The 17,981-nt window shown below is 73.7% G+C and carries 12 protein-coding genes and 1 pseudogene; 4 read left to right on the top strand and 9 right to left on the bottom strand.

What is annotated here, in order from left to right:
* Window positions 1-28: 28 nt before the first annotated feature.
* The gene (locus tag ACFFJG_RS18070; RefSeq protein ID WP_378520167.1) at window positions 29-4,468 is read right to left on the bottom strand and encodes a beta strand repeat-containing protein; all 4,440 of its coding nucleotides are present in this window, start codon (window positions 4,466-4,468) and stop codon (window positions 29-31) included.
* Window positions 4,469-4,895: 427 nt separating this feature from the next.
* Between ACFFJG_RS18070 and ACFFJG_RS18065 the strand changes: the two genes are divergently transcribed.
* The gene (locus tag ACFFJG_RS18065; RefSeq protein ID WP_378520166.1) at window positions 4,896-5,438 is read left to right on the top strand and encodes a GNAT family N-acetyltransferase; all 543 of its coding nucleotides are present in this window, start codon (window positions 4,896-4,898) and stop codon (window positions 5,436-5,438) included.
* Window positions 5,439-5,602: 164 nt separating this feature from the next.
* Here the strand turns inward: ACFFJG_RS18065 and ACFFJG_RS18060 are convergent, their stop codons facing one another.
* Window positions 5,603-6,394, bottom strand: a complete 792-nt coding sequence (locus ACFFJG_RS18060) for a MerR family transcriptional regulator (protein WP_378520165.1) — start codon at window positions 6,392-6,394, stop codon at window positions 5,603-5,605.
* 111 nt (window positions 6,395-6,505) lie between these two features.
* Here ACFFJG_RS18060 and ACFFJG_RS18055 point away from each other — a divergent pair, with 111 nt between their 5' ends.
* The 3 genes from ACFFJG_RS18055 to ACFFJG_RS18045 are packed head-to-tail and all read left to right on the top strand — an operon-like array spanning window position 6,506 to window position 8,367.
* Window positions 6,506-6,877, top strand: a complete 372-nt coding sequence (locus tag ACFFJG_RS18055; protein WP_378520164.1) for a hypothetical protein — start codon at window positions 6,506-6,508, stop codon at window positions 6,875-6,877.
* Between the two features lie 28 nt (window positions 6,878-6,905).
* The gene (locus ACFFJG_RS18050; protein ID WP_378520163.1) at window positions 6,906-7,691 is read left to right on the top strand and encodes an SDR family oxidoreductase; all 786 of its coding nucleotides are present in this window, start codon (window positions 6,906-6,908) and stop codon (window positions 7,689-7,691) included.
* 46 nt (window positions 7,692-7,737) lie between these two features.
* Complete coding sequence (locus ACFFJG_RS18045; RefSeq protein WP_378520162.1) at window positions 7,738-8,367, top strand: class I SAM-dependent methyltransferase; 630 nt, start codon at window positions 7,738-7,740, stop codon at window positions 8,365-8,367.
* A 9-nt stretch (window positions 8,368-8,376) separates the two neighbouring features.
* On the opposite strand, the gene ACFFJG_RS18040 is transcribed toward ACFFJG_RS18045, so the two are convergent.
* From ACFFJG_RS18040 to ACFFJG_RS18010, 7 genes and pseudogenes are all read right to left on the bottom strand, one after another.
* Window positions 8,377-10,086 carry an FAD-binding dehydrogenase gene (locus ACFFJG_RS18040; protein ID WP_378520161.1) on the bottom strand — a complete coding sequence of 570 codons (1,710 nt, stop codon included), beginning with the start codon at window positions 10,084-10,086 and terminating at the stop codon, window positions 8,377-8,379.
* Window positions 10,083-10,709, bottom strand: coding sequence for a TetR/AcrR family transcriptional regulator (locus ACFFJG_RS18035; protein ID WP_378520160.1), 627 nt, complete (start codon window positions 10,707-10,709; stop codon window positions 10,083-10,085). The genes ACFFJG_RS18040 and ACFFJG_RS18035 overlap by 4 nt, the downstream gene beginning before the upstream one ends.
* Before the next feature lie 45 nt (window positions 10,710-10,754).
* Window positions 10,755-12,536: an acetyl/propionyl/methylcrotonyl-CoA carboxylase subunit alpha gene (locus tag ACFFJG_RS18030; protein ID WP_378520159.1), complete on the bottom strand. Its 1,782-nt coding sequence runs from the start codon at window positions 12,534-12,536 to the stop codon at window positions 10,755-10,757.
* 68 nt (window positions 12,537-12,604) lie between these two features.
* Window positions 12,605-15,157, bottom strand: coding sequence for an AMP-binding protein (locus tag ACFFJG_RS18025; RefSeq protein ID WP_378520158.1), 2,553 nt, complete (start codon window positions 15,155-15,157; stop codon window positions 12,605-12,607).
* Window positions 15,154-16,233, bottom strand: coding sequence for an ABC transporter ATP-binding protein (locus ACFFJG_RS18020; protein WP_378520157.1), 1,080 nt, complete (start codon window positions 16,231-16,233; stop codon window positions 15,154-15,156). Before ACFFJG_RS18020 ends, ACFFJG_RS18025 begins: the two co-directional genes overlap by 4 nt.
* The gene (locus tag ACFFJG_RS18015) at window positions 16,230-17,720 is read right to left on the bottom strand and encodes an ABC transporter permease (RefSeq protein ID WP_378520156.1); all 1,491 of its coding nucleotides are present in this window, start codon (window positions 17,718-17,720) and stop codon (window positions 16,230-16,232) included. The genes ACFFJG_RS18020 and ACFFJG_RS18015 overlap by 4 nt, the downstream gene beginning before the upstream one ends.
* A 47-nt stretch (window positions 17,721-17,767) precedes the next feature.
* Window positions 17,768-17,981, bottom strand: a pseudogene (locus tag ACFFJG_RS18010) (iron ABC transporter substrate-binding protein); the annotation flags it as partial.

Below are 17,981 nucleotides of genomic sequence, written 5' to 3'. Positions count from 1 at the left end.
CTGAGGTGTTGATGCCTCTCCGGGCCGCCTATCTCAGCCGGATGGTGGTGTTCCCGGTCCTGCGAGTGGTGCGCCCGGTGACCGTGACGGTGACTCGCCGCTTGCCGGCCGCGAGGTCGGGGAGCAGGAGGCGTCGGTGGATGACGCCGGCCCGGTTGGCGCGGCCGGTGATGGCCGACACGATCGGCGTCCGGGTACCGGCCCGGGTCAGGATGATCGTGTACCGCTCGTGGCCCCCCAGACCGGTCACGCGTAGCGCCACCCTCTGATCGGACCTGGCCACCGCCGGCGCCTCGACCCGCAAGCGGGTCGGTCCCCGTACGACGGTCATGGCGGCGTACGCGCCGGTGCTCCCGCCGGGGCCGGTGGCCTGCATCCGGAACCGGTGCAGGCCGGTCCGCTTGAGCTTGCGTGTGACCTGGCCGCTCGTGGGGAGCGGGCCATGGGGGTAGCGCCGGGCGAGAATCTCGCCGAGCTCACCGGTCGCGGTCACGGTGGCGCCCTCGGTGGCCGACCAGGTGATGGTGATCCTGGTGCCGCGCCGGACGGCAGCGGTGCCGTCGGTGGCCCGCCCGGCCGTCGTGGCGGCGCTGACGTCCAGGGTCAGCTGTGGTGCCAGGTCGGCGGCAACCGGGTCGGTCGCGGTCGAGCGGGACACCGCGTCGGTGTACCCGGCCCGGCGCGCGGTGACCTCGACACTGATCCGACGGTGCGCCAGTGCGCTGGTCAGCGTCAGTTGCGGGCCGGTCTGTCCCGCAACGGCGACGTCGTCGGCGTACCACGTGTAGGCGTAGGAGTCAGGGGACGGGACGGGCGCCCCTGTGGTCGCGGTCAGCGTCTGCCCGACGTGGGCGGTGCCGGTCACTGCGGCAGCCGGGGTGGGGTTGAAGGTCCCCGCGCCGACCGGCGAGGTGGCCACCGAGGTGTCGGTGGCGTCGTCGTAACCGGTCCTCGTCGCGGTGACCGCGACGGTGATCGTCTTGGCGAGCTGGCTGGCGTCGAGGGTCAGCGTCGAGGCTGTCGCGCCGGCGATCGGGGTGCCGTCGGCAGACCAGGCGTAGGTGAACGACTCGGCCGGTGGGACGGTGGTCCCTGTGTCGGCGGCGAGGGTGCCGCCGACGACCGGGGTGCCGGTGACGGTCGCGTCCGGACCGGTCGAGAACGTCGGCTGCGCGACTGTGCGGGTCAGCTGGGTGGCCGCGGTGTTGGGGTTGGCGGCGGTGTCGGTGGCGGACCCGGCGGGCAGGTCGATCGTCACGGTGTCGTCGGTGGCCGGGGTGACGGGCAGCGTGTAGGTGGCGCCCGACCCGGTCAGGGTGCCGGCGGTTCCGTTGCCGATGGCGAAGTCAGAGGCGTCCAGACCGGTCACGGCTTCGGAGAAGGTGGCGGTCACCGTGAATGGACCGCCGACCGGACCCGCGGGCGCCGACAGGGTCACGCTGGGTCGGGTCAGGTCCGCGGTGCGGGTCAGCTGGGTGGCGGCGGTGTTGGGGTTGGCGGTGGTGTCGGTGGCGGATCCGGCGGGCAGGTCGACCGTCACGGTGCCGTCGGTGGCCGGGGTGACGGGCAGCGTGTAGGTGGCGCCCGACCCGGTCAGGGTGCCGGCGGTTCCGTTGCCGATGGCGAAGTCGGAGGCGTCCAGACCGGTCACGGCTTCGGAGAACGTCGCGGTCACCGTGAACGGGCCGTTGGACGGGCCCGCGGGCGCCGACAGGGTCACGCTGGGTCGGGTCAGATCAGCGGTGCGGGTCAGCTGGGCGGCCGCGGTGTTCGTGTTCGTGGCAGCGTCAGTGGCGGATCCGGCGGGCAGGTCGACCGTCACGGTGCCGTCGGTGGCCGGGGTGACGGACAGCGTGTAGGTGGCGCCCGACCCGGTCAGTGTGCCGGCGGTGCCGTTGCCGATGGTGAAGTCGGAGGCGTCGAGACCGGTGACGGCCTCGGAGAAGGTGGCAGTCACGGTGAACGGGCCGCCGACCGGCCCGGTGGGTGCCGACAAGGTGACCGTCGGCCTGGTGGTGTCGACCTGGGCCGCGATCGAGGTGTGGGCGGTCTCGGCGTTGCCGGCGTTGTCGACCGCGAAGTAGCGGATGGACTCCCCGTTGCCGAGGGTGGGCTTGCAAGCCGGGTTGTACAGCGTGGTCGGGGTGCCGGGAGCAGTGCCGACGGCGTACCGGATCTCCCGGATGCCTGACCCACCCGTGTCGTCGGCCGTCAACGTCACGGGCACCGGTGCGTTCCGGGGCCCGGTCGGCACGTTGTCCGTGGTCGTCGGAGTCGCCTCGTCGCGCCCGGCGGTGAGGATGGTGACGTTGTTCGAGGTGACATTGGCGGTGGCGAGGTCCTGGTCGCCATCGCCGTCGAGGTCCCCGATCGCCACCGAGACCGGGGTAGCTCCGGTCGTGCCGGCGATGGCGGAGGTGTAGGTGCCGGCGGCGCCGCGGGTCAGCACGGTGACGTTGTTGGAGCTGAGGTTGGCGGTGGCGAGGTCCTGGTCCCCGTCGCCGTCCAGGTCCCCGATCGCCAGCGAGATCGGGGAGCTCCCGGTGGCGCCCGCGACGGTCCGCGTGTAGGTGCCGGCGGCGCCGCGGGTCAGCACGGTGACGTTGTTGGAGCCGAGGTTGGCGGTGGCGAGGTCCTGGTCCCCGTCGCCGTCCAGGTCCCCGATCGCCAGCGAGACCGGGGAAGCCCCGGTCGTGCCGGCGATGGTGGAGGTGTAGGTGCCGTCGGCGCCGCGGGTCAGGATCGTGACGTTGTTCGAGGTGTAGTTGGCGGTGGTGAGGTCCTGGTCGCCGTCGCCGTCGAGGTCCCCGATCGCCAGCGAGTAGGGGCCACCGCCGGTGGTGCCGGCGATGGTGGAGGTGTAGGTGCCGTCGGCGCCGCGGGTCAGGATCGTGACGTTGTTCGAGGCGTAGTTGGTGGTGGCGAGGTCCTGGTCGCCGTCGCCGTCGAGGTCCCCGATGGCCAGCGAGTAGGGGCCACCGCCGGTGGTGCCGGCGATGGTGGAGGTGTAGGTGCCGGCGGTGCCGCGGGTCAGGATCGTGACGTTGTTCGAGTCGGCGTTGGAGGTGGCGATGTCCTGGTCGCCGTCGCCGTCGAGATCGGCGATGGCCAGCGAGAACGGGAGGCTCGCGGTAGTCCCGGCGACGGTGGAGGCGTGGGTGCCGGCGGTGCCGCGAGTCAGGACGGTCACGTCGTTCGAGCTGGAGTTGGCGGTGGCGATGTCCTGGTCCCCGTCGCGGTCGAGGTCCCGGATCGCCGCCGAGTACGGACCGTCGCCGGTCGCCCCGGCGGTGGTCGAGGCGTAGTAGTTCGGCGGCCGGTGCCCGGCGGTGTTCGTCAGCACCGTCACGTTGTTCGAGCCGACGTTGGCGGTGACGAGGTCCTGGTCCCCGTCACGGTCGAGGTCCGCGATCGCCACCGAGATCGGGCTGGTGCCGGTGGTGCCGGCGATCGCCGGGGTGTAGGTGCCACCGGAGCCACGGGTCAGGATCGTGACGTCGTCCGAACCGGCGTTGGCGGTGATGAGCTCCTGGCGTCCGTCACCGTCGGAGTCCCCGATCGCCACCGAGTACGGAAAGCTCCCGGTGGCAACGGGCGCGGTGGAGGAGTAGGCGCCGTCGGCACCGCGGGTCAGCACCGTGACGTCGTCCGAGAAGGCGTTGGCGGTGGCCAGGTCCTGGTCGCCGTCCCGGTCGAGGTCTCCGATCGCCACCGACACCGGATAGTCCCCGGCGGGGTGCTCCGTGGCGGTGTACGCCCCGCCGGGCCCGCGGGTGAGGACGGAGACCTGGTCGGAGCCGGAGCTCGCGGTGGCCAGGTCCTGGTCGCCGTCGCCGTCCAGGTCACCGATCGCCACCGACAGCGGCTCACTCCCGGGGGCGCCGACGCCGACGTCCGTGCGGGTGAACGTGCCCCCGGGGTCGCGGGTCAGCAGACTGACGGAGTCCTCGTCACGGTTCGCGGTGACCAGGTCCTGGTCGCCGTCACCGTCGAGGTCACCGATGGCGACGGAGTACGAGCCGGTGCCCGTGAGCGAGGCGGTGCTTGCGGCGTAGGACCCCCCGGAGTCACGGGTCAGCACGGTGACGCTGCCGTCGACGTTGGCGGTGACGAGGTCCTGGTCGCCGTCGTCGTCGAGGTCACCGATCGCCACCGAGGCGGGGCCCACCCCGGCACCGGCGACCACGGTGGACACCGTGGCGGTCGGGGTGTAGCCGCTGCCCACGCCTCGGGTCAGGACGGTGACGGTGGACGCGCTGGAGTCGGCGGTGACCAGGTCCTGGTCGCCGTCACTGTCGAGATCACCGACCGCGACCGAGTAGGGGCTGGCGCCGGTGGCGAGGCCGGCCGTGGTGTACGTCGGCGTCACCGGCTCGGCGAGCGCCGGAGCGGCGGCCGGCACCCAGGCCAGCGCCGAGGCCGCCAGGCCACCCACCACGAACACGGACGTGCGGCGCACAGCAGACATCGACAACCCTCGCTCCAGAAGCGCAACGACCCAGGACGGAGCGACGCGAACCACAGTAGAACACCGGCAGTGCCCGCCCGGGAGCGCTTCGCCCGAAGTCGGTCGGGCGGATGGATCATGCCCCGCGAGGTGCGCCAGCAGTGCGCTGACTGCTACCCCTACTCCCCCAGATCAGCCACCCGCGACAGCGTCGACTACGACCACGCCGTCCCCTACGACGACACGCCACGAGCGCTACGTCCGGCTCTCCCGCTCCGACGAGCACGGCGTCGTACACGTGTAGGGGCGCGCGTTCGGCGAGGTGACCCCGCGCAAGTGAAGTCGTGGGCAGGAACCGCCGCACGTGCGGCGCCCGGGCGCGTATGCAGACGCGGCGACGAGGCCGACCGGACCTGGCGAGCCCCGTACCTGTCTAGAGTCGCCCGACATGACGACCTCAGGGCTTCGGCTCACCTCTCCGACAGGCGAGCTCGCCGAGCAGTTCCTCACGTGGCGCCACCGGCCCGACGTGACCCGCTGGTTCCTGCAGCAGCGCATCGAGGACGCCGAGGAGTACGTCGCCGAGTGGGCGGCCTACGACGGCCGCGACCACCACCGGGTGGTGGCGGTCCTCGACGGCGCGATGGTCGGCCAGGCGGCCCTCGGCGTCGTCGACGGCATGGGCCAGTCGGGCAACGGGGCGGAGCTCACCGGTCGCGAGGGGCGCCTCTCGTACTTCGTGCACCTGGACCACGCCGGCCGGGGCATCGCGACGGCGCTGGCGCGCGACGCGCTCGCGAACGCCTTCGCCCGGCTGGGGCTCCGCCGGGTCCAGGCCGGCTGCTTCGCCGACAACGTCGCGTCGTGGAGGGTCATGGAGAAGCTGGGGATGCGACGCGAGCAGCACGGCGTCAAGGACTCCTTCCACGCCGAGCTCGGCTGGATCGACGGCTACACCTACGCGCTCCTCGCTGAGGAGTGGAAGGGCTGACGCGGCCGTCGGGAGTGCGGTGTCCGTGACGTGCCTGGTACGTCACAGACACCGCACTCCTGGAGGATGGCCGGCGATGTCCGGGCCCCCGGTGAGCGGACGCACACTCGCCCGGCGTCAGACGCCACCGGGCCTCGGCCACGAGGCCGGCTGGCCGCCAGGTCCTACGCCATCCGGAAGATCGGCCACCCGATCTCGGTGCGCCACGCGGCCGGGTCGGGGTCGTCGGCGGGCCCGACCAGGTAGGTCTCCCGGACGGGGCCGGCCACCGCGAGCGCGTTGGCCACCACCCAGGAGCCGAGCTCGCCGTAGGTGATGTCGGCGTCGTCGTGGGACCCCACGTGGGTGGCGACCGCCAGCTCGACCGCCGGCAGGGTGACCGGGCGCACCCTCCCGCGGTGCGGCGGGTCCGCGGCCGGCAGGTGGAGCAGCACGTGGCCCCGGCCGTCCTCGAAGAGGGCGTTGTCGTAGACCCCGCCTGCTGGTCCGGCCGGGGTGCCGACCGCGGCGCGGAGCTCGGCCATCGCCCCCGCGAACCAGGCGTCGACGGCGTCGATCTCGAGGTCGTCCTCGATCGCGGCCACCCCCGTCTCGGGCACGGCCCGCAGCTCGACGCTCAGCGGGACGGGGTCGGGGTCGAGGAGGCGGCGCAGTGACACGACCGCGGCGCGGGTCCGGTCGAGCTCGGCCTCCAGGCGCGCCAGGTGGTCCGACACGAGCGCGGCGCGGTTGCCCGGGTCGCTGGAGTCGATGATCCGCCGCACGTCCGGGAGCGGGACGTCGAGCTCGCGGAGGCGGTGGATCACCTGCGCGGTCGGGATCTGGTCCGCGTCGTAGGAGCGGTAGCCGGTGGAGCGGTCCACCGCGGCGGGGACCAGCAGGCCCGCCTCGTGGTAGCGACGCAGGGTGCGCACGCTCAGGTGCGTCAGTCTCGAGAACTCCCCGATGGCCAGCATGGCGGCAGTCTGCACCCTCTCCCCGGGGGAGAGTCCCGCCCTTGACCCTGCCGGACGGGGAGGCGGCAGCGTGGGTCGACGTCACCACCACCCACGAAAGAGGACGACACCATGAACGACACGACGGCTTCGACCGACACGACGACCTTCGACTGGGACGCGCTCCCCGAGGTCCTGGCGAGCTACCTCCGCGCCCACGTGGCCCAGGACTTCGCGACGGCGATGACCTACCTCGCCGAGGACGTCGCGGTCCTCGACGACGGGAAGACGCTCCACGGCCGTCAGGCGACCTTCGAGGTCTTCGACCGGTCGGCGCAGGACTACCGGGTCGAGACCACGCTCGGATCCGTCTCGCGACCTGCGGACGACGTGTGGGAGGTGGGCAGCCACCTCTCGGGCGACTTCCCCGGCGGCGAGGTCGACCTCCGGATGATCTTCACGCTGGCCGACGACACGATCCAGCAGCTCGAGATCACGGTCTGACGGCGCCCGGCCAGGAGAGGAGCACACCATGTCCACATCCGGACGCGACCGCCTCGACGGCCGCCGGGCACTGGTCACCGGCGGGTCCAGGGGTGCGGGGAGGGCGGTGGTGGAGCGGTTGCGCGAGATGGGCGCGGACGTCTGGACGTCCGCGCGCACGATGCCCGACGGCCACCCACGGCCCGACCGCTTCATCGAGGCGGACACCTCCACCGTCGCGGGCGTCGACACCGTGGCCGCCCGGGTCTCCGTCGAGGGCCCGCTCGACGTCCTGGTGCACGTCGTCGGCGGCTCGTCGACCCCGCCGGGCGGGTTCGCGGCCGCGGGCGAGGAGCACTGGCTCGCCGAGCTGGGCCTCAACCTCCTCGGCTCCGTACGCCTGGACCGGGCGCTGCTGCCGGCGATGGTCGGGGCGGGGTCCGGGGCGGTCGTCCACGTGACCTCGATCCAGGGCGTCATGCCGCTGCACGACGCCACGCTGCCCTACGCCGCGGCCAAGGCGGCGCTCCGCACCTACAGCAAGGGCCTTGCGAACGAGGTGGCGCCACGAGGCGTGCGGGTCAACGCGGTGAGCCCCGGCGGCATCCAGACCGAGGCCTACGAGGGCTTCGTCGACCTCCTCGCCCGCGGCAACGACCTGACCCGCGAGCAGGCGAAGCAGACGATCTTCGACTCGCTCGGCGGGGTCCCGCTCGGCCGCTTCGCCACGCCGGAGGAGGTCGCGGACCTGGTCGGCTTCCTCGTCTCCGACCGGGCGTCCTCGATCGTCGGCGCCGAGTACGTCATCGACGGCGGGACGGTCCCCACCGTCTGAACGACGACCGCTTCCCGCGGGGCCCGTGCGAGCCGATACTGGCCGGATGGGCCTCGCGCAGCAGTTCGGTCGTCCGTCAGGGATCCTCGGTGCCGTCGTCGGTCTCGGCATGGCCAGGGGGAACGCGGCCCTCAGCCGCTGGGTCGTCGAGCGGGCGGGCGAACGGCTCGGTCCCGGGGCGACCCGGGTCGCCGAGCTCGGGCCGGGACCGGGCGTGGGGCTCCAGGCGCTCCTGGCGCAGTTCCCCGAGGCGCACGTGTGGGGCGTCGACCTCTCCACGGTCATGCTCGCGCAGGCGCGCAGGCGGAACGGCACTGCGTGCGCGTCGGGCCGGCTGACCCTCGTCGAGGGCGGGATCGCGTCGCTGGCGGCGTGTGCGCCGGCGGACGCCGTGATGGCCAACCACGTCCTGTACTTCCTGCGAGACCCGGTCGCCGACCTCGCCGCGATCCGCTCGAGCCTGCGCCCGGGAGGCCTCCTCGCGCTGGGCTACCAGCTGCGGCAGCACATGCCCGCGATGGCCCAGAAGCGCTTCCCGGTCGCGGGACACCGTCTGTACGACACCGAGGCAGAGGTCGCAGACGTTGCAGCAGCGGCCGGGTTCACCTCCGTGACGCACCACGTGAAGGGGCCGGCCGACGCGCCCGAGGGCCGACTCCTGCTGGCCACCGCCTGAGCCAGCCCGTCACCGCCGCGCCTGGCGCGCGAGCGCCCGCCCGACCGCGCGCCCGGAGAAGATGCAGCCGCCGAGGAAGGTGCCCTCCAGTGCGTTGTAGCCGTGGACCCCGCCACCGCCGAAGCCGGCGACCTCGCCTGCGGCGTACAGGCCCGGGACGGGGGCGCCGTCGGCGGCCAGGCAGCGGCCGTCGAGGTCGGTCTCCAGCCCGCCGAGCGTCTTGCGGGACAGGATGTTGAGGCGCACGGCGATGAGCGGGCCGTGGGCGGGGTCGAGGATCCGGTGCGGCTTCGCGACCCGGATCAGCTTGTCGGTGCGGCTGCGGCGCGCGTTGTGGATCGCCATCACCTGCACGTCCTTGCTGAAGTCGTTGGTGACCTCGCGGTCGCGGGCGACGATCTCGCGCTCCAGCGCCTCGGCGTCGAGCTGCGGCCCCCGCGCCAGCGCGTTCATGCCGGTGACCAGCTCGCCGAGCGTGTCGGCGACCACGAAGTCGACGCCGTGCTCCTTGAACGCCTCGACCGGGCCCGGCGCGCCCTTCGCCAGCCTGGTCTGGGCGAGGAACTTCAGGTCCTTGCCGGTGATGTCGGGGTTCTGCTCCGAGCCCGACAGGGCGAACTCCTTCTCGATGATCGACTGCGTCAGCACGAACCACGAGTAGTCGTGGCCGGCCGCCAGGATCTGCTTCATCGCGCCGATCGAGTCCGCACCCGGGACGCCCGACATGCCCTCGAGCCGCCTGCCGGTGGCGTCGAACCACATCGACGACGGGCCGGGCAGGATGCGGATGGCGTGGTCGGGCCAGACCGGGTCCCAGTTGTGGATGCCCTCGACGTAGGCCCACATCCGGTCCTTGTTGACCATCGTGGCGCCGGCGTCGACCGCGATGCCCTGCATCCGGCCGTCGACGTGGGCGGGGACCCCGCTGATCATGTGCTCGGGCGCCGGGCCGACGCGCTCGGTGGGCCAGCTGCGACGCATCAGCTCGTGGTTGTGGCCGATGCCGCCGCTCGTCACGACGACGGCGGGGGCGCGGTGCTCGAAGGAGCCCGCCGCCTCGCGAGACGACTTCACGCCGCGCTCAGAGGAGTCCTCGGCCAGCACGGTGCCGCGCACGCCGACGACGGCGCCGTCCTCGACGACCAGCTCGTCGGCGCGGTGGCGGAAGGCGAACCTGACCAGGCCCGACGCCTCGGCGCGCTCCACGGGCTCGGCGAAGATCCGCACCACCTCGGGGCCGGTGCCCCACGTCAGGTGGAAGCGCGGCACGGAGTTGCCGTGGCCCAGCGCGCGGCCGTCGCCGCGCTCGGCCCAGCCGACGAACGGCAGCGAGCGCAGGCCGAGGGCGCGGAGGTAGTCGCGCTTCTCCTCGTGCGCGAACCGGACGTAGGCCTCGGCCCAGCGCCGCGGCCAGTGGTCCTCGCCGCGTCCGGGGCCGTCGGTGCCGTCGCCCAGCCGGTCGAACTGCGCCGAGCCCTGCCAGTCCTGCCAGGCCAGGTCGAACGAGTCCGTGATGCCCATCCGGCGCTGCTCGGGGCTGTCGACGAAGAGCAGCCCGCCCAGCGACCACCAGGCCTGGCCCCCGAGGTTGGCGCGGTTCTCCTGGTCGAGGACCAGGACCCGCTTGCCGGCCAGCGCCAGCTCGTGGGTGGCGACCAGGCCGGCCAGGCCGGCGCCGACGACGACGACGTCGGGGGTGAAGGTGTCGGGGGTGCTCATCGGGCTTCCTCGGGGTAGTGGCGGACGATCATCTCGGCGAGCAGGCGCAGGGCCCGCTCGACCGTGCGCCCCGGTGGCGCCGCGGGGTCGGGGTCGAGCGCGGAGAACGCCAGCCCGTCGAGCATGTTGACCACGATGCTCAGCACCGCGGCGAGGTCGTCGGGCGGCAGCCGGTCGGCCCAGAGCTCGCCGGCGGCGGCCAGCATCTGCGCCTGGAGCGACTCCCTGGCCGGCAGCAGCGCCGCGCGCAGCTCGCCGTCGGCGCGGGCCGCGACCAGCAGCTCGCGCCACGTCTGGTTGGCGGGGGAGAGGACGACCGTGCGGAGCCGGCCGAGCACGGCCGCCACCTCGTCCACCGTGCCCACCTCGAGCCCCACGGAGGTGCGGAACTCCTCGACGTTGCGGCGCGCCACGTGCTCGGCGGTCGCCACGAGCAGGGACTGCCGGGTGGGGAAGTGCCGGAAGAGCGCCCCCTGGCTCACGCCCGCCCGCGCGCACACCGCGGCGGTCGAGGTGGCGGCGTACCCGCTCTGGGCCAGGCACGCGACCGTCGCGTCGAGCAGCGCCGCGATCGTGCCCTCCCGGCGCTCGGCCTGGGTACGACGGACGGGCGCGGTGGTCACGCCCGTCAGTCTGACACAGAAAGCGAGCGCTCGCTATCTAACTTGTCAGTCCTTGAGCTCGCAGATGACCGCGCCGTTGGTGACGGTGGCGCCGACCTCGGCCTGGAGGCCGGTGACGGTGCCGGCCTTGTGGGCCTTGAGCGGCTGCTCCATCTTCATCGCCTCCATCACCACGATGGTGTCGCCCTCGGCGACCTCCTGGCCCTCGGCGACGACGACCTTGACAATGGTGCCCTGCATCGGGGAGGTGACCGCGTCGCCCGAGGCGGCGGCGCCGGCCTTCTTCGCCGCGCGCTTGCCGGCCTTCTTGGCTCCGCCGGACCCGCCGCTGCCGACCGAGAGCCCGCCGAGGCCGGCCGGGAGGACGACCTCGAGGCGGCGACCGCCGACCTCGACGGTGACCTTCTGGCGCTCGCCCGGCTCGTCGGCCTCGGCGACGGCGCCGGAGTAGGGCTCGATCCGGTTGTCGAACTCCGTCTCGATCCACTGCGTGTAGACGGTGAACTCGCCCTCGCCCGACGGCGTGGAGGAACCGACGTAGGCCGGGTCGGAGACCACCGCACGGTGGAACGGGATCACGGTCGGCATGCCGTCGACGACGAACTCGTCGAGGGCGCGGCGCGAGCGCTCCAACGCCTGGGTGCGCGTGGTGCCCGTGACGATCAGCTTGGCGATGAGGGAGTCGAACGAGCCGGGGACGGTCTCGCCGTTCTCGTAGCCGCCGTCGAGGCGCACGCCCGGGCCGCTCGGCGGCGACCACGCCGACAGGGTGCCGGGGGCGGGCATGAAGTTGCGGCCGCCGTCCTCGGCATTGATGCGGAACTCGATGGAGTGACCGCGGATCTCGGGGTCGTCGTAGCCGAGCTCCTCACCGGCCGCGATGCGGAACATCTCGCGCACGAGGTCGATGCCGGTGACCTCCTCGGAGACGCAGTGCTCGACCTGGAGGCGGGTGTTGACCTCGAGGAAGGAGATCGTGCCGTCCTGCGCGACGAGGAACTCGCACGTGCCGGCGCCGTGGTAGCCGGCCTCCTTGAGGATCCGCTTGGAGGAGTCGTAGAGCTCGTCGAGCTGCTCCTGGGAGAGGAACGGCGCGGGCGCCTCCTCGACGAGCTTCTGGTTGCGGCGCTGCAGCGAGCAGTCGCGGGTGGAGACGACCACGACGTTGCCGTGCTGGTCGGCCAGGCACTGGGTCTCGACGTGGCGCGGCTTGTCGAGGAACTTCTCGACCAGGCACTCGCCGCGACCGAAGGCGGTGACGGCCTCGCGGACGGCCGACTCGTAGGCGTCGGGGATCTCCTCGAGGGTGCGGGCGACCTTGAGGCCGCGCCCGCCGCCGCCGAAGACGGCCTTGATCGCGACCGGCAGCCCGTTGGCCTTCGCGAACTCGACGACCTCGTCGGCGTCCTTGACCGGGTCCTTGGTGCCGGGCGCGAGCGGGGCGTTGGCCTTGTCCGCGATGTGCTTGGCCTTCGCCTTGTCGCCGAGCGCCTCGATCGCGGCCGGCGGCGGGCCGATCCAGACCAGCCCGGCGTCGATGACGGCCTGGGCGAAGTCGGCGTTCTCGGCGAGGAAGCCGTAGCCGGGGTGCACGGAGTCGGCGCCGGACCTCTCGGCGATGGCGATGATCTTGGCGATGTCGAGGTACGACTCCGCGGGGGTCGCGCCACCGAGGGAGTGCGCCTCGTCGGCGAGCCGGACGAAGAGCGCGTCACGGTCGGGGTCGGCGTAGACCGCGACGGAGCCGATGCCGGCGTCCTTGCAGGCGCGGATGACGCGGACGGCGATCTCGCCACGGTTGGCGATCAGGACCTTCTTCAAGCTCACGCTGGACTCCTGGCGGTGACACGGATCTGGACGGCCGGGGGCGGCCGGGGGGCGTACCGCTGGGCAGGCTACCGCGAGCCGAGCACGGCCCGTCCGACCGCATGGTGCAACGGACGCACGAGGCGCCCGTAGGCGATGCCGACGGCCAGCGAGGCGCCCAGCGCCAGCCACTGGTGGCCCGCGTCCTCGAGCCGGGGGTAGACCTGCCAGTGGGTCAGGTAGACGAACAGGCTGGCGCTCGCGAGCACCCCCGCGACCCGCGCCAGGCGAGCCGGGACACCCACGTGGGGCAGCCACAGCATCAGCAGGAAGCCGCCCAGCACGATGGCCTCGCGGTGGGCCTGGCCGAAGAAGCCGACCGTCAGCACGGTCGCCAGCACCGACACCAGGACCCGGCGCCGGGTGCTGTCGGCGCGGGCACCGGCCCAGCCGAGGGCGAAGAAGAATGCGACGACGAGGGTGGTGTAGCGCTCCGTCGGCCCGGCGCGCAGCCCGACCTCGGCGAAGCGAGCGCCGGCGGTCACGGCGAGCACGGCCAGGGCGAACCGGAACGGGTCCCGCCGCTCGCGGCGGTGCAGCGCCGGCACGCACGTGAGCGCGAGGGCGCCGACGGTGAGCCACACGAGCGACTCCAGGAACCACAGCTGCCACTGGTCGTCCCACTCCGAGGAGCTCACGAGCTCGCGCAGGAAGAACGTCGTGGTCCAGTCGTAGCTGCCGAGGACGAGCGCGACGGTGCCGACCCAGAGCACCGACGGCACCACCAGCTGGGACAGCCCCGCCAGGCCGTGGCGCAGCCGCGTGCGGGGACCGCCCGCCGCGGACAGCTGGAAGCGGGCGAAGTTGAAGCCCGCCAGGGCGAGCAGCAGGTGGGCGCCGCCCTCGAGGTGCACGAGGTCGACGTGGCTGGCGACGACGAAGAGGATCGCCAGCGCCCGCAGCGCGACGGTGGTGTCGAGGCGCACCCACCGGCGCCGCCGGTCCGGGGCCGGCGCCGCGGCGGTGTCGGCGAGCCGCTGCAGCTCGGCGACCGTGCGGGTGTGCCAGCCGGCGGGCACGCCGTCGGGGAAGTGGTCGGCCAGCCGGGTCGCCAGCTCGACGTAGGACAGCGAGTCGCCGCCCAGGGAGACGAAGGAGTCGTCGTCGCGGGCGTCGGGTCGTCCCAGCACCCGCACCAGGTCGGCGCGCACGTCGCGGACGCCCGGGTCGGCAGCCCGCCCGTCCCGCTCGTGCCGGTCGTCCTGCTCCGCGGCGGTGGCCAGGGCGAGCAGGGCCGCGCGGTCCACCTTGCCGCTCGGCGTGAGCGGGTCCTCGGCCAGCAGGTGGACCTCGACGGCGTGGACGGGCAGTCCGCACTGGTCCACGACGAGGATGCGGGCGGCCTCGTTGCCGCGACCGTGGCGCAGCAGGACGTGGACGGCCCGGTCGGTGGCCACCACGCGGGCGTGACGGTCGACCTCGGCGCGCAGGTGCGACTCGACGGCGTCGAGGTCGAGGCGGAGGCCGAACACCTTGCCGTAGCGGTTGCGGCGCCCGACCACCTCGAACAGGCCGTCCACCAGGCGGGCGAGGTCGCCGGTGCGGAGCTCGTCGGGGCCGGCGCCCCGCGACAGGTCGGCGGGGGTGTGGGCGTAGCCCATCATCACGTTGGGCCCGGAGTAGCAGAGCTCGCCGACGTCGGGGCGGTCGTCGACCGACTCGTCGAGGCGGAGCGCGCCGCCGGGCACGGCGACGCCGATCGCGGCGGGGTGGTCCTCGGCGAGGTGGGGCGGGAGCCAGGCCATCCGGGCGGTGGCCTCGGTGGCGCCGTACATCACCACGAGGTCCCAGCCGCGCTCGCGACCGGCGCGGCTCCAGCGGCGCACCGCCTCGGGGGCCAGCCGTCCTCCGGCCTGGGTGACCTGGCGCAGCGTCGGGAGGTCGCGCTCGGCGAAGCCGCTGGCGTCGAGCAGGTCGAAGGTGTGCGGGACGCCGGCGAGGCTGGTCGCCCCGGTCGCGGTGAAGAGGTCCCAGAAGCACTCGTCGACGACGCTCAGGTCGGTGAGCACCACGCTGGCGCCCGCGATGAGGTGGGAGTGCAGCACCGACAGGCCGTAGCAGTAGTGCAGCGGCAGCGCCGTGATCGCACGGTCGGCCGGGGTGAGGCCGAGGTAGTCGGCGATGGCGGCGGCGTTGCTCGCGACGTTGTCGCGCGAGAGCCGCACGAGCTTGGGCGAGCCGGTGCTGCCCGAGGTGCTGAGCAGCAGCGCGAGGTCGGGGTGCAGGTCGTGCGCGCTGGTGGCGCGGCGCACGTCGTCGGGTGCGCCGGCGGTGCACACCACGTCGGGGTCGTAGGCGGCGAGGACCGCCTCGCGCTGCGCGGGCCTGCCGTCGGGCACGACGAGCGCGACGTGGCCGTGCTGGAGCGCGGCGAGGTAGGCCACCGCGGAGCCGAGGTCGTTGGCGCCCTCGACCAGCACCAGCCGGCGAGCCGGGCCCCACGAGCGGGCGCGCTCGGCGACCAGCCCGGCCAGCTCGGTGTGGCTGAGGGTGCGGCCGTCGGCGACGAGCGCCGGGGCCTCGCCGGCGGCGACGTGGTCGAGCACCGGCCGCAGCGACGGCCGGGTGGGGGTGAGGGTCACGAGGCCGGGGGGTGGGCGACGGGACGGTAGGCGCGGACCAGGCCGGTCACCCGGAGGTGGACCACGTCACCGGGCACGGGATGGCGCACGCCCGCCATCCGGGCCAGCACGGGCGTGCCGTCGTCGAGGCGGACCTGCACGGCGCAGTCGTGGCCGTAGTAACTGAGCTCCTCGACCGTCCCGCGGACCCCCTCGGCGTGCGCGAGGTCGACGTAGATCTGCTCCGGGCGGATCATCAGCGACACCGGCCCCTCGCCGGGCTCGGTCAGGACGACCTCGCCGAGCGGGCAGGTCGCGCGGCTGGCGGTCGCGGTGCCGGGCAGGACGACCGCGCGGCCGACGAACTCCGCGACCTGGGGGTCGCTGGGGGAGAGGTAGACCTCGCTGGGGCTGGCCGACTGCACAAGCCGCCCGGCGCGCATCACCGCGACCTGGTCGGCCAGCGACAGCGCCTCGTTCTGGTCGTGGGTGACGAGCAGGGCCGTGGTGTTGCTGGCCGCGAGCGCCCGGCGCACGGCGAGCGAGGTGCTGCCGCGCAGGCTGGCGTCGAGGGAGGAGAACGGCTCGTCGAGCAGCACGACCGCCGGGCGCGGCGCGAGGGAGCGGGCGAGCGCGACGCGCTGCTGCTGGCCGCCGGAGAGCTCGTCGGGGCGGCGGTGGCGGAAGTCGGCGGGCAGCTCGACGAGGTCGAGCATCTCCGCGACCCGGTCGTCGCCGCCGCGACCCCGGTCCTCGCGCGGGAGACCGAAGGCGATGTTGGCGGCCACGTCGAGGTGGGGGAACAGCGCGCCCTCCTGCGGGACGTAGCCCACCCGGCGCACCTGCGGGGGCATCGGCTTGACGCCGTCGCCGGCCACGACGGTGTCGCCGAAGGCGATCGAGCCGCCGTCGGGGAGCAGGAAGCCCGCAATCAGGCGCAGGAGGGTGGTCTTGCCGCACCCGGAGGGGCCGAGGACGGTGGTGAACGAGCCGTGCGGCACGTGCAGGCTCACCGCGTCGACGGCGCGGGTCGCGGAGCGGCCCGGTCCGGTGGAGGCGAAGTCCTTGGTGACCTCGGTGATCGTCAGGGAGCTCATGGCATGGCCTCCTGGAGGGAGAGTCGCTCCTGCCGCATGAGGAGCACCGTCGCGGGGATCGAGACGAGCACCAGCAGGAGGGCGTAGGGGGCGGCGGCTCCGTAGCGGAGCTCGGACGACGCGGACCAGAACTCCGTGGCGAGGGTCCGGGTGCCGATGGGGGACAGCATCAAGGTGGCGGTCAGCTCGGTGGAGATCGCCAGGAAGACCAGCGCCGCGCCCGCCCCCAGGCTGGGCGCGATGAGCGGCAGCGTCACGCGGCGCGCGGTCTCGAGCGGCCCGGTACCGAGGCTGTGCGCGACGTCGTCGAGGACCGCGGGCGCCTGCTCCAGCCCGGCACGCACAGTGACCACCGCGCGCGGCAGGAAGAGGATGGCGTACGCCGCGACGAGCAGGGTCGCGGTCTGGTAGACCGGCGGCACCAGGCGCAGCGACGCGACGACGAGCGCCAGGCCGACGACGATGCCGGGCAGCGCGTTGGCGACGTAGGTGCTGCGCTCGATCAGCGTCGAGACCCGGCCGCGGTGGCGCACGGCCAGCCACACCACCGGCACGGCGGCGACCGTGGTGGCCAGTGCGCCGAGGAGGGCGAGGACGACGGTCGAGGCCAGCGCCTCGGTGAGGTCGCCGAGCGGGAACTCCGTCGACGTACCGACGACCAGCCAGCGCACCAGCGAGAACGCCGGCACGCCGACCGCCAGCACCACGACGCCGGCGAGCGTGGCGAGCAGCGGCCAGCGCCAGGCGCCGAGCCCGAGCGGCACCGAGGTGCGCGCGGCACCGCGGCCGATCCGGGCGTAGCGGCGGTCGCCGCGCAGGCGGAGCTCGGCGAGCAGCAGCACCAGGCAGAGCAGGACCAGGACGCCGGCCATGGCCGTGGCGGCGGCGCCGTTGAACGTCGAGCCGTACTGGTCGTAGATGGCGGTGGTGAAGGTGGGGAAGCGCAGCAGCGAGAGCGCGCCGAACTCGGCGAGCAGGTGCAGCCCGACCAGCAGCGCGCCGCCCAGCAGCGCCGGCCGCAGCTGCGGGAGCACGACCGTGGCGAGCGTGCGGGCCCGCGAGTGGCCCAGCGACCAGGCCGACTCCTCCAGCGCCGGGTCGAGGCGGCGCAGCATCGCGACGACGGGGAGGTAGACGAGCGGGTAGTACGACAGCGTGACCACCGCGAACGCGCCACCGAAGCCGTGGACGCTGCGGTCGAGGGAGACCCAGGCGTAGCCGTTGACGAACGCCGGCACCGCCAGCGGTGCGACCAGGAGGCCGTGCCAGGCCCGGCGACCGGGGAGGTCGGTGCGCTCGACGAGCACGGCCAGCACGACCCCGAGCAGGGCGGTCGCGGCCATGCAGGAGGCGGTGAGGGTGAGGGTGTTGGTGAGCAGCTCGCCGATCCGTGGCCGGACGAGCAGGTGCCACAGCTCGACGGGCCCGATCACCACGACGTAGGTGGCGACGTAGCCCAGCGGGACGAGCGCGAGCAGCGCGACCACCGCCCCCGCTGCGAGCAGCAGGGGCGGTGTGCGGCGCCCGGTCCCGGTCAGAGCAGGCCGGCCTGCGTCATCAGGTCGGTGACCTGCGGGCCGTTGAGGCTGGCGACGTCGACCTGGGGCGGGTCGAGCTCGTCGAAGGGCTTGACGGCCGGGTCGAGGGCCGCGTCGGGGTTGAGCGGGTACTCCAGCGCGTACGACTCGCCCATCGCCTGCTGCGCCTCCTTGCCGGTGAGCCAGGTGACGAACTGCTCGGCGGCGTCC

The sequence above is a fragment of the Nocardioides zeicaulis genome (genome assembly GCF_042432345.1).
Taxonomy (GTDB): Bacteria; Actinomycetota; Actinomycetes; order Propionibacteriales; family Nocardioidaceae; genus Nocardioides; species Nocardioides zeicaulis.
This window is presented reverse-complemented; position numbering and strand designations above follow the sequence as displayed.

Excerpts from the sequence above, each read along its gene's own strand:
- ACFFJG_RS18070 (WP_378520167.1), bottom strand. The coding sequence starts at position 4,468 with ATGTCTGCTGTGCGCCGCACGTCCGTGTTCGTGGTGGGTGGCCTGGCG.
- ACFFJG_RS18065 (WP_378520166.1), top strand. The coding sequence starts at position 4,896 with ATGACGACCTCAGGGCTTCGGCTCACCTCTCCGACAGGCGAGCTCGCC.
- ACFFJG_RS18060 (WP_378520165.1), bottom strand. The coding sequence starts at position 6,394 with ATGCTGGCCATCGGGGAGTTCTCGAGACTGACGCACCTGAGCGTGCGC.
- ACFFJG_RS18055 (WP_378520164.1), top strand. The coding sequence starts at position 6,506 with ATGAACGACACGACGGCTTCGACCGACACGACGACCTTCGACTGGGAC.
- ACFFJG_RS18050 (WP_378520163.1), top strand. The coding sequence starts at position 6,906 with ATGTCCACATCCGGACGCGACCGCCTCGACGGCCGCCGGGCACTGGTC.
- ACFFJG_RS18045 (WP_378520162.1), top strand. The coding sequence starts at position 7,738 with ATGGGCCTCGCGCAGCAGTTCGGTCGTCCGTCAGGGATCCTCGGTGCC.
- ACFFJG_RS18040 (WP_378520161.1), bottom strand. The coding sequence starts at position 10,086 with ATGAGCACCCCCGACACCTTCACCCCCGACGTCGTCGTCGTCGGCGCC.
- ACFFJG_RS18020 (WP_378520157.1), bottom strand. The coding sequence starts at position 16,233 with ATGAGCTCCCTGACGATCACCGAGGTCACCAAGGACTTCGCCTCCACC.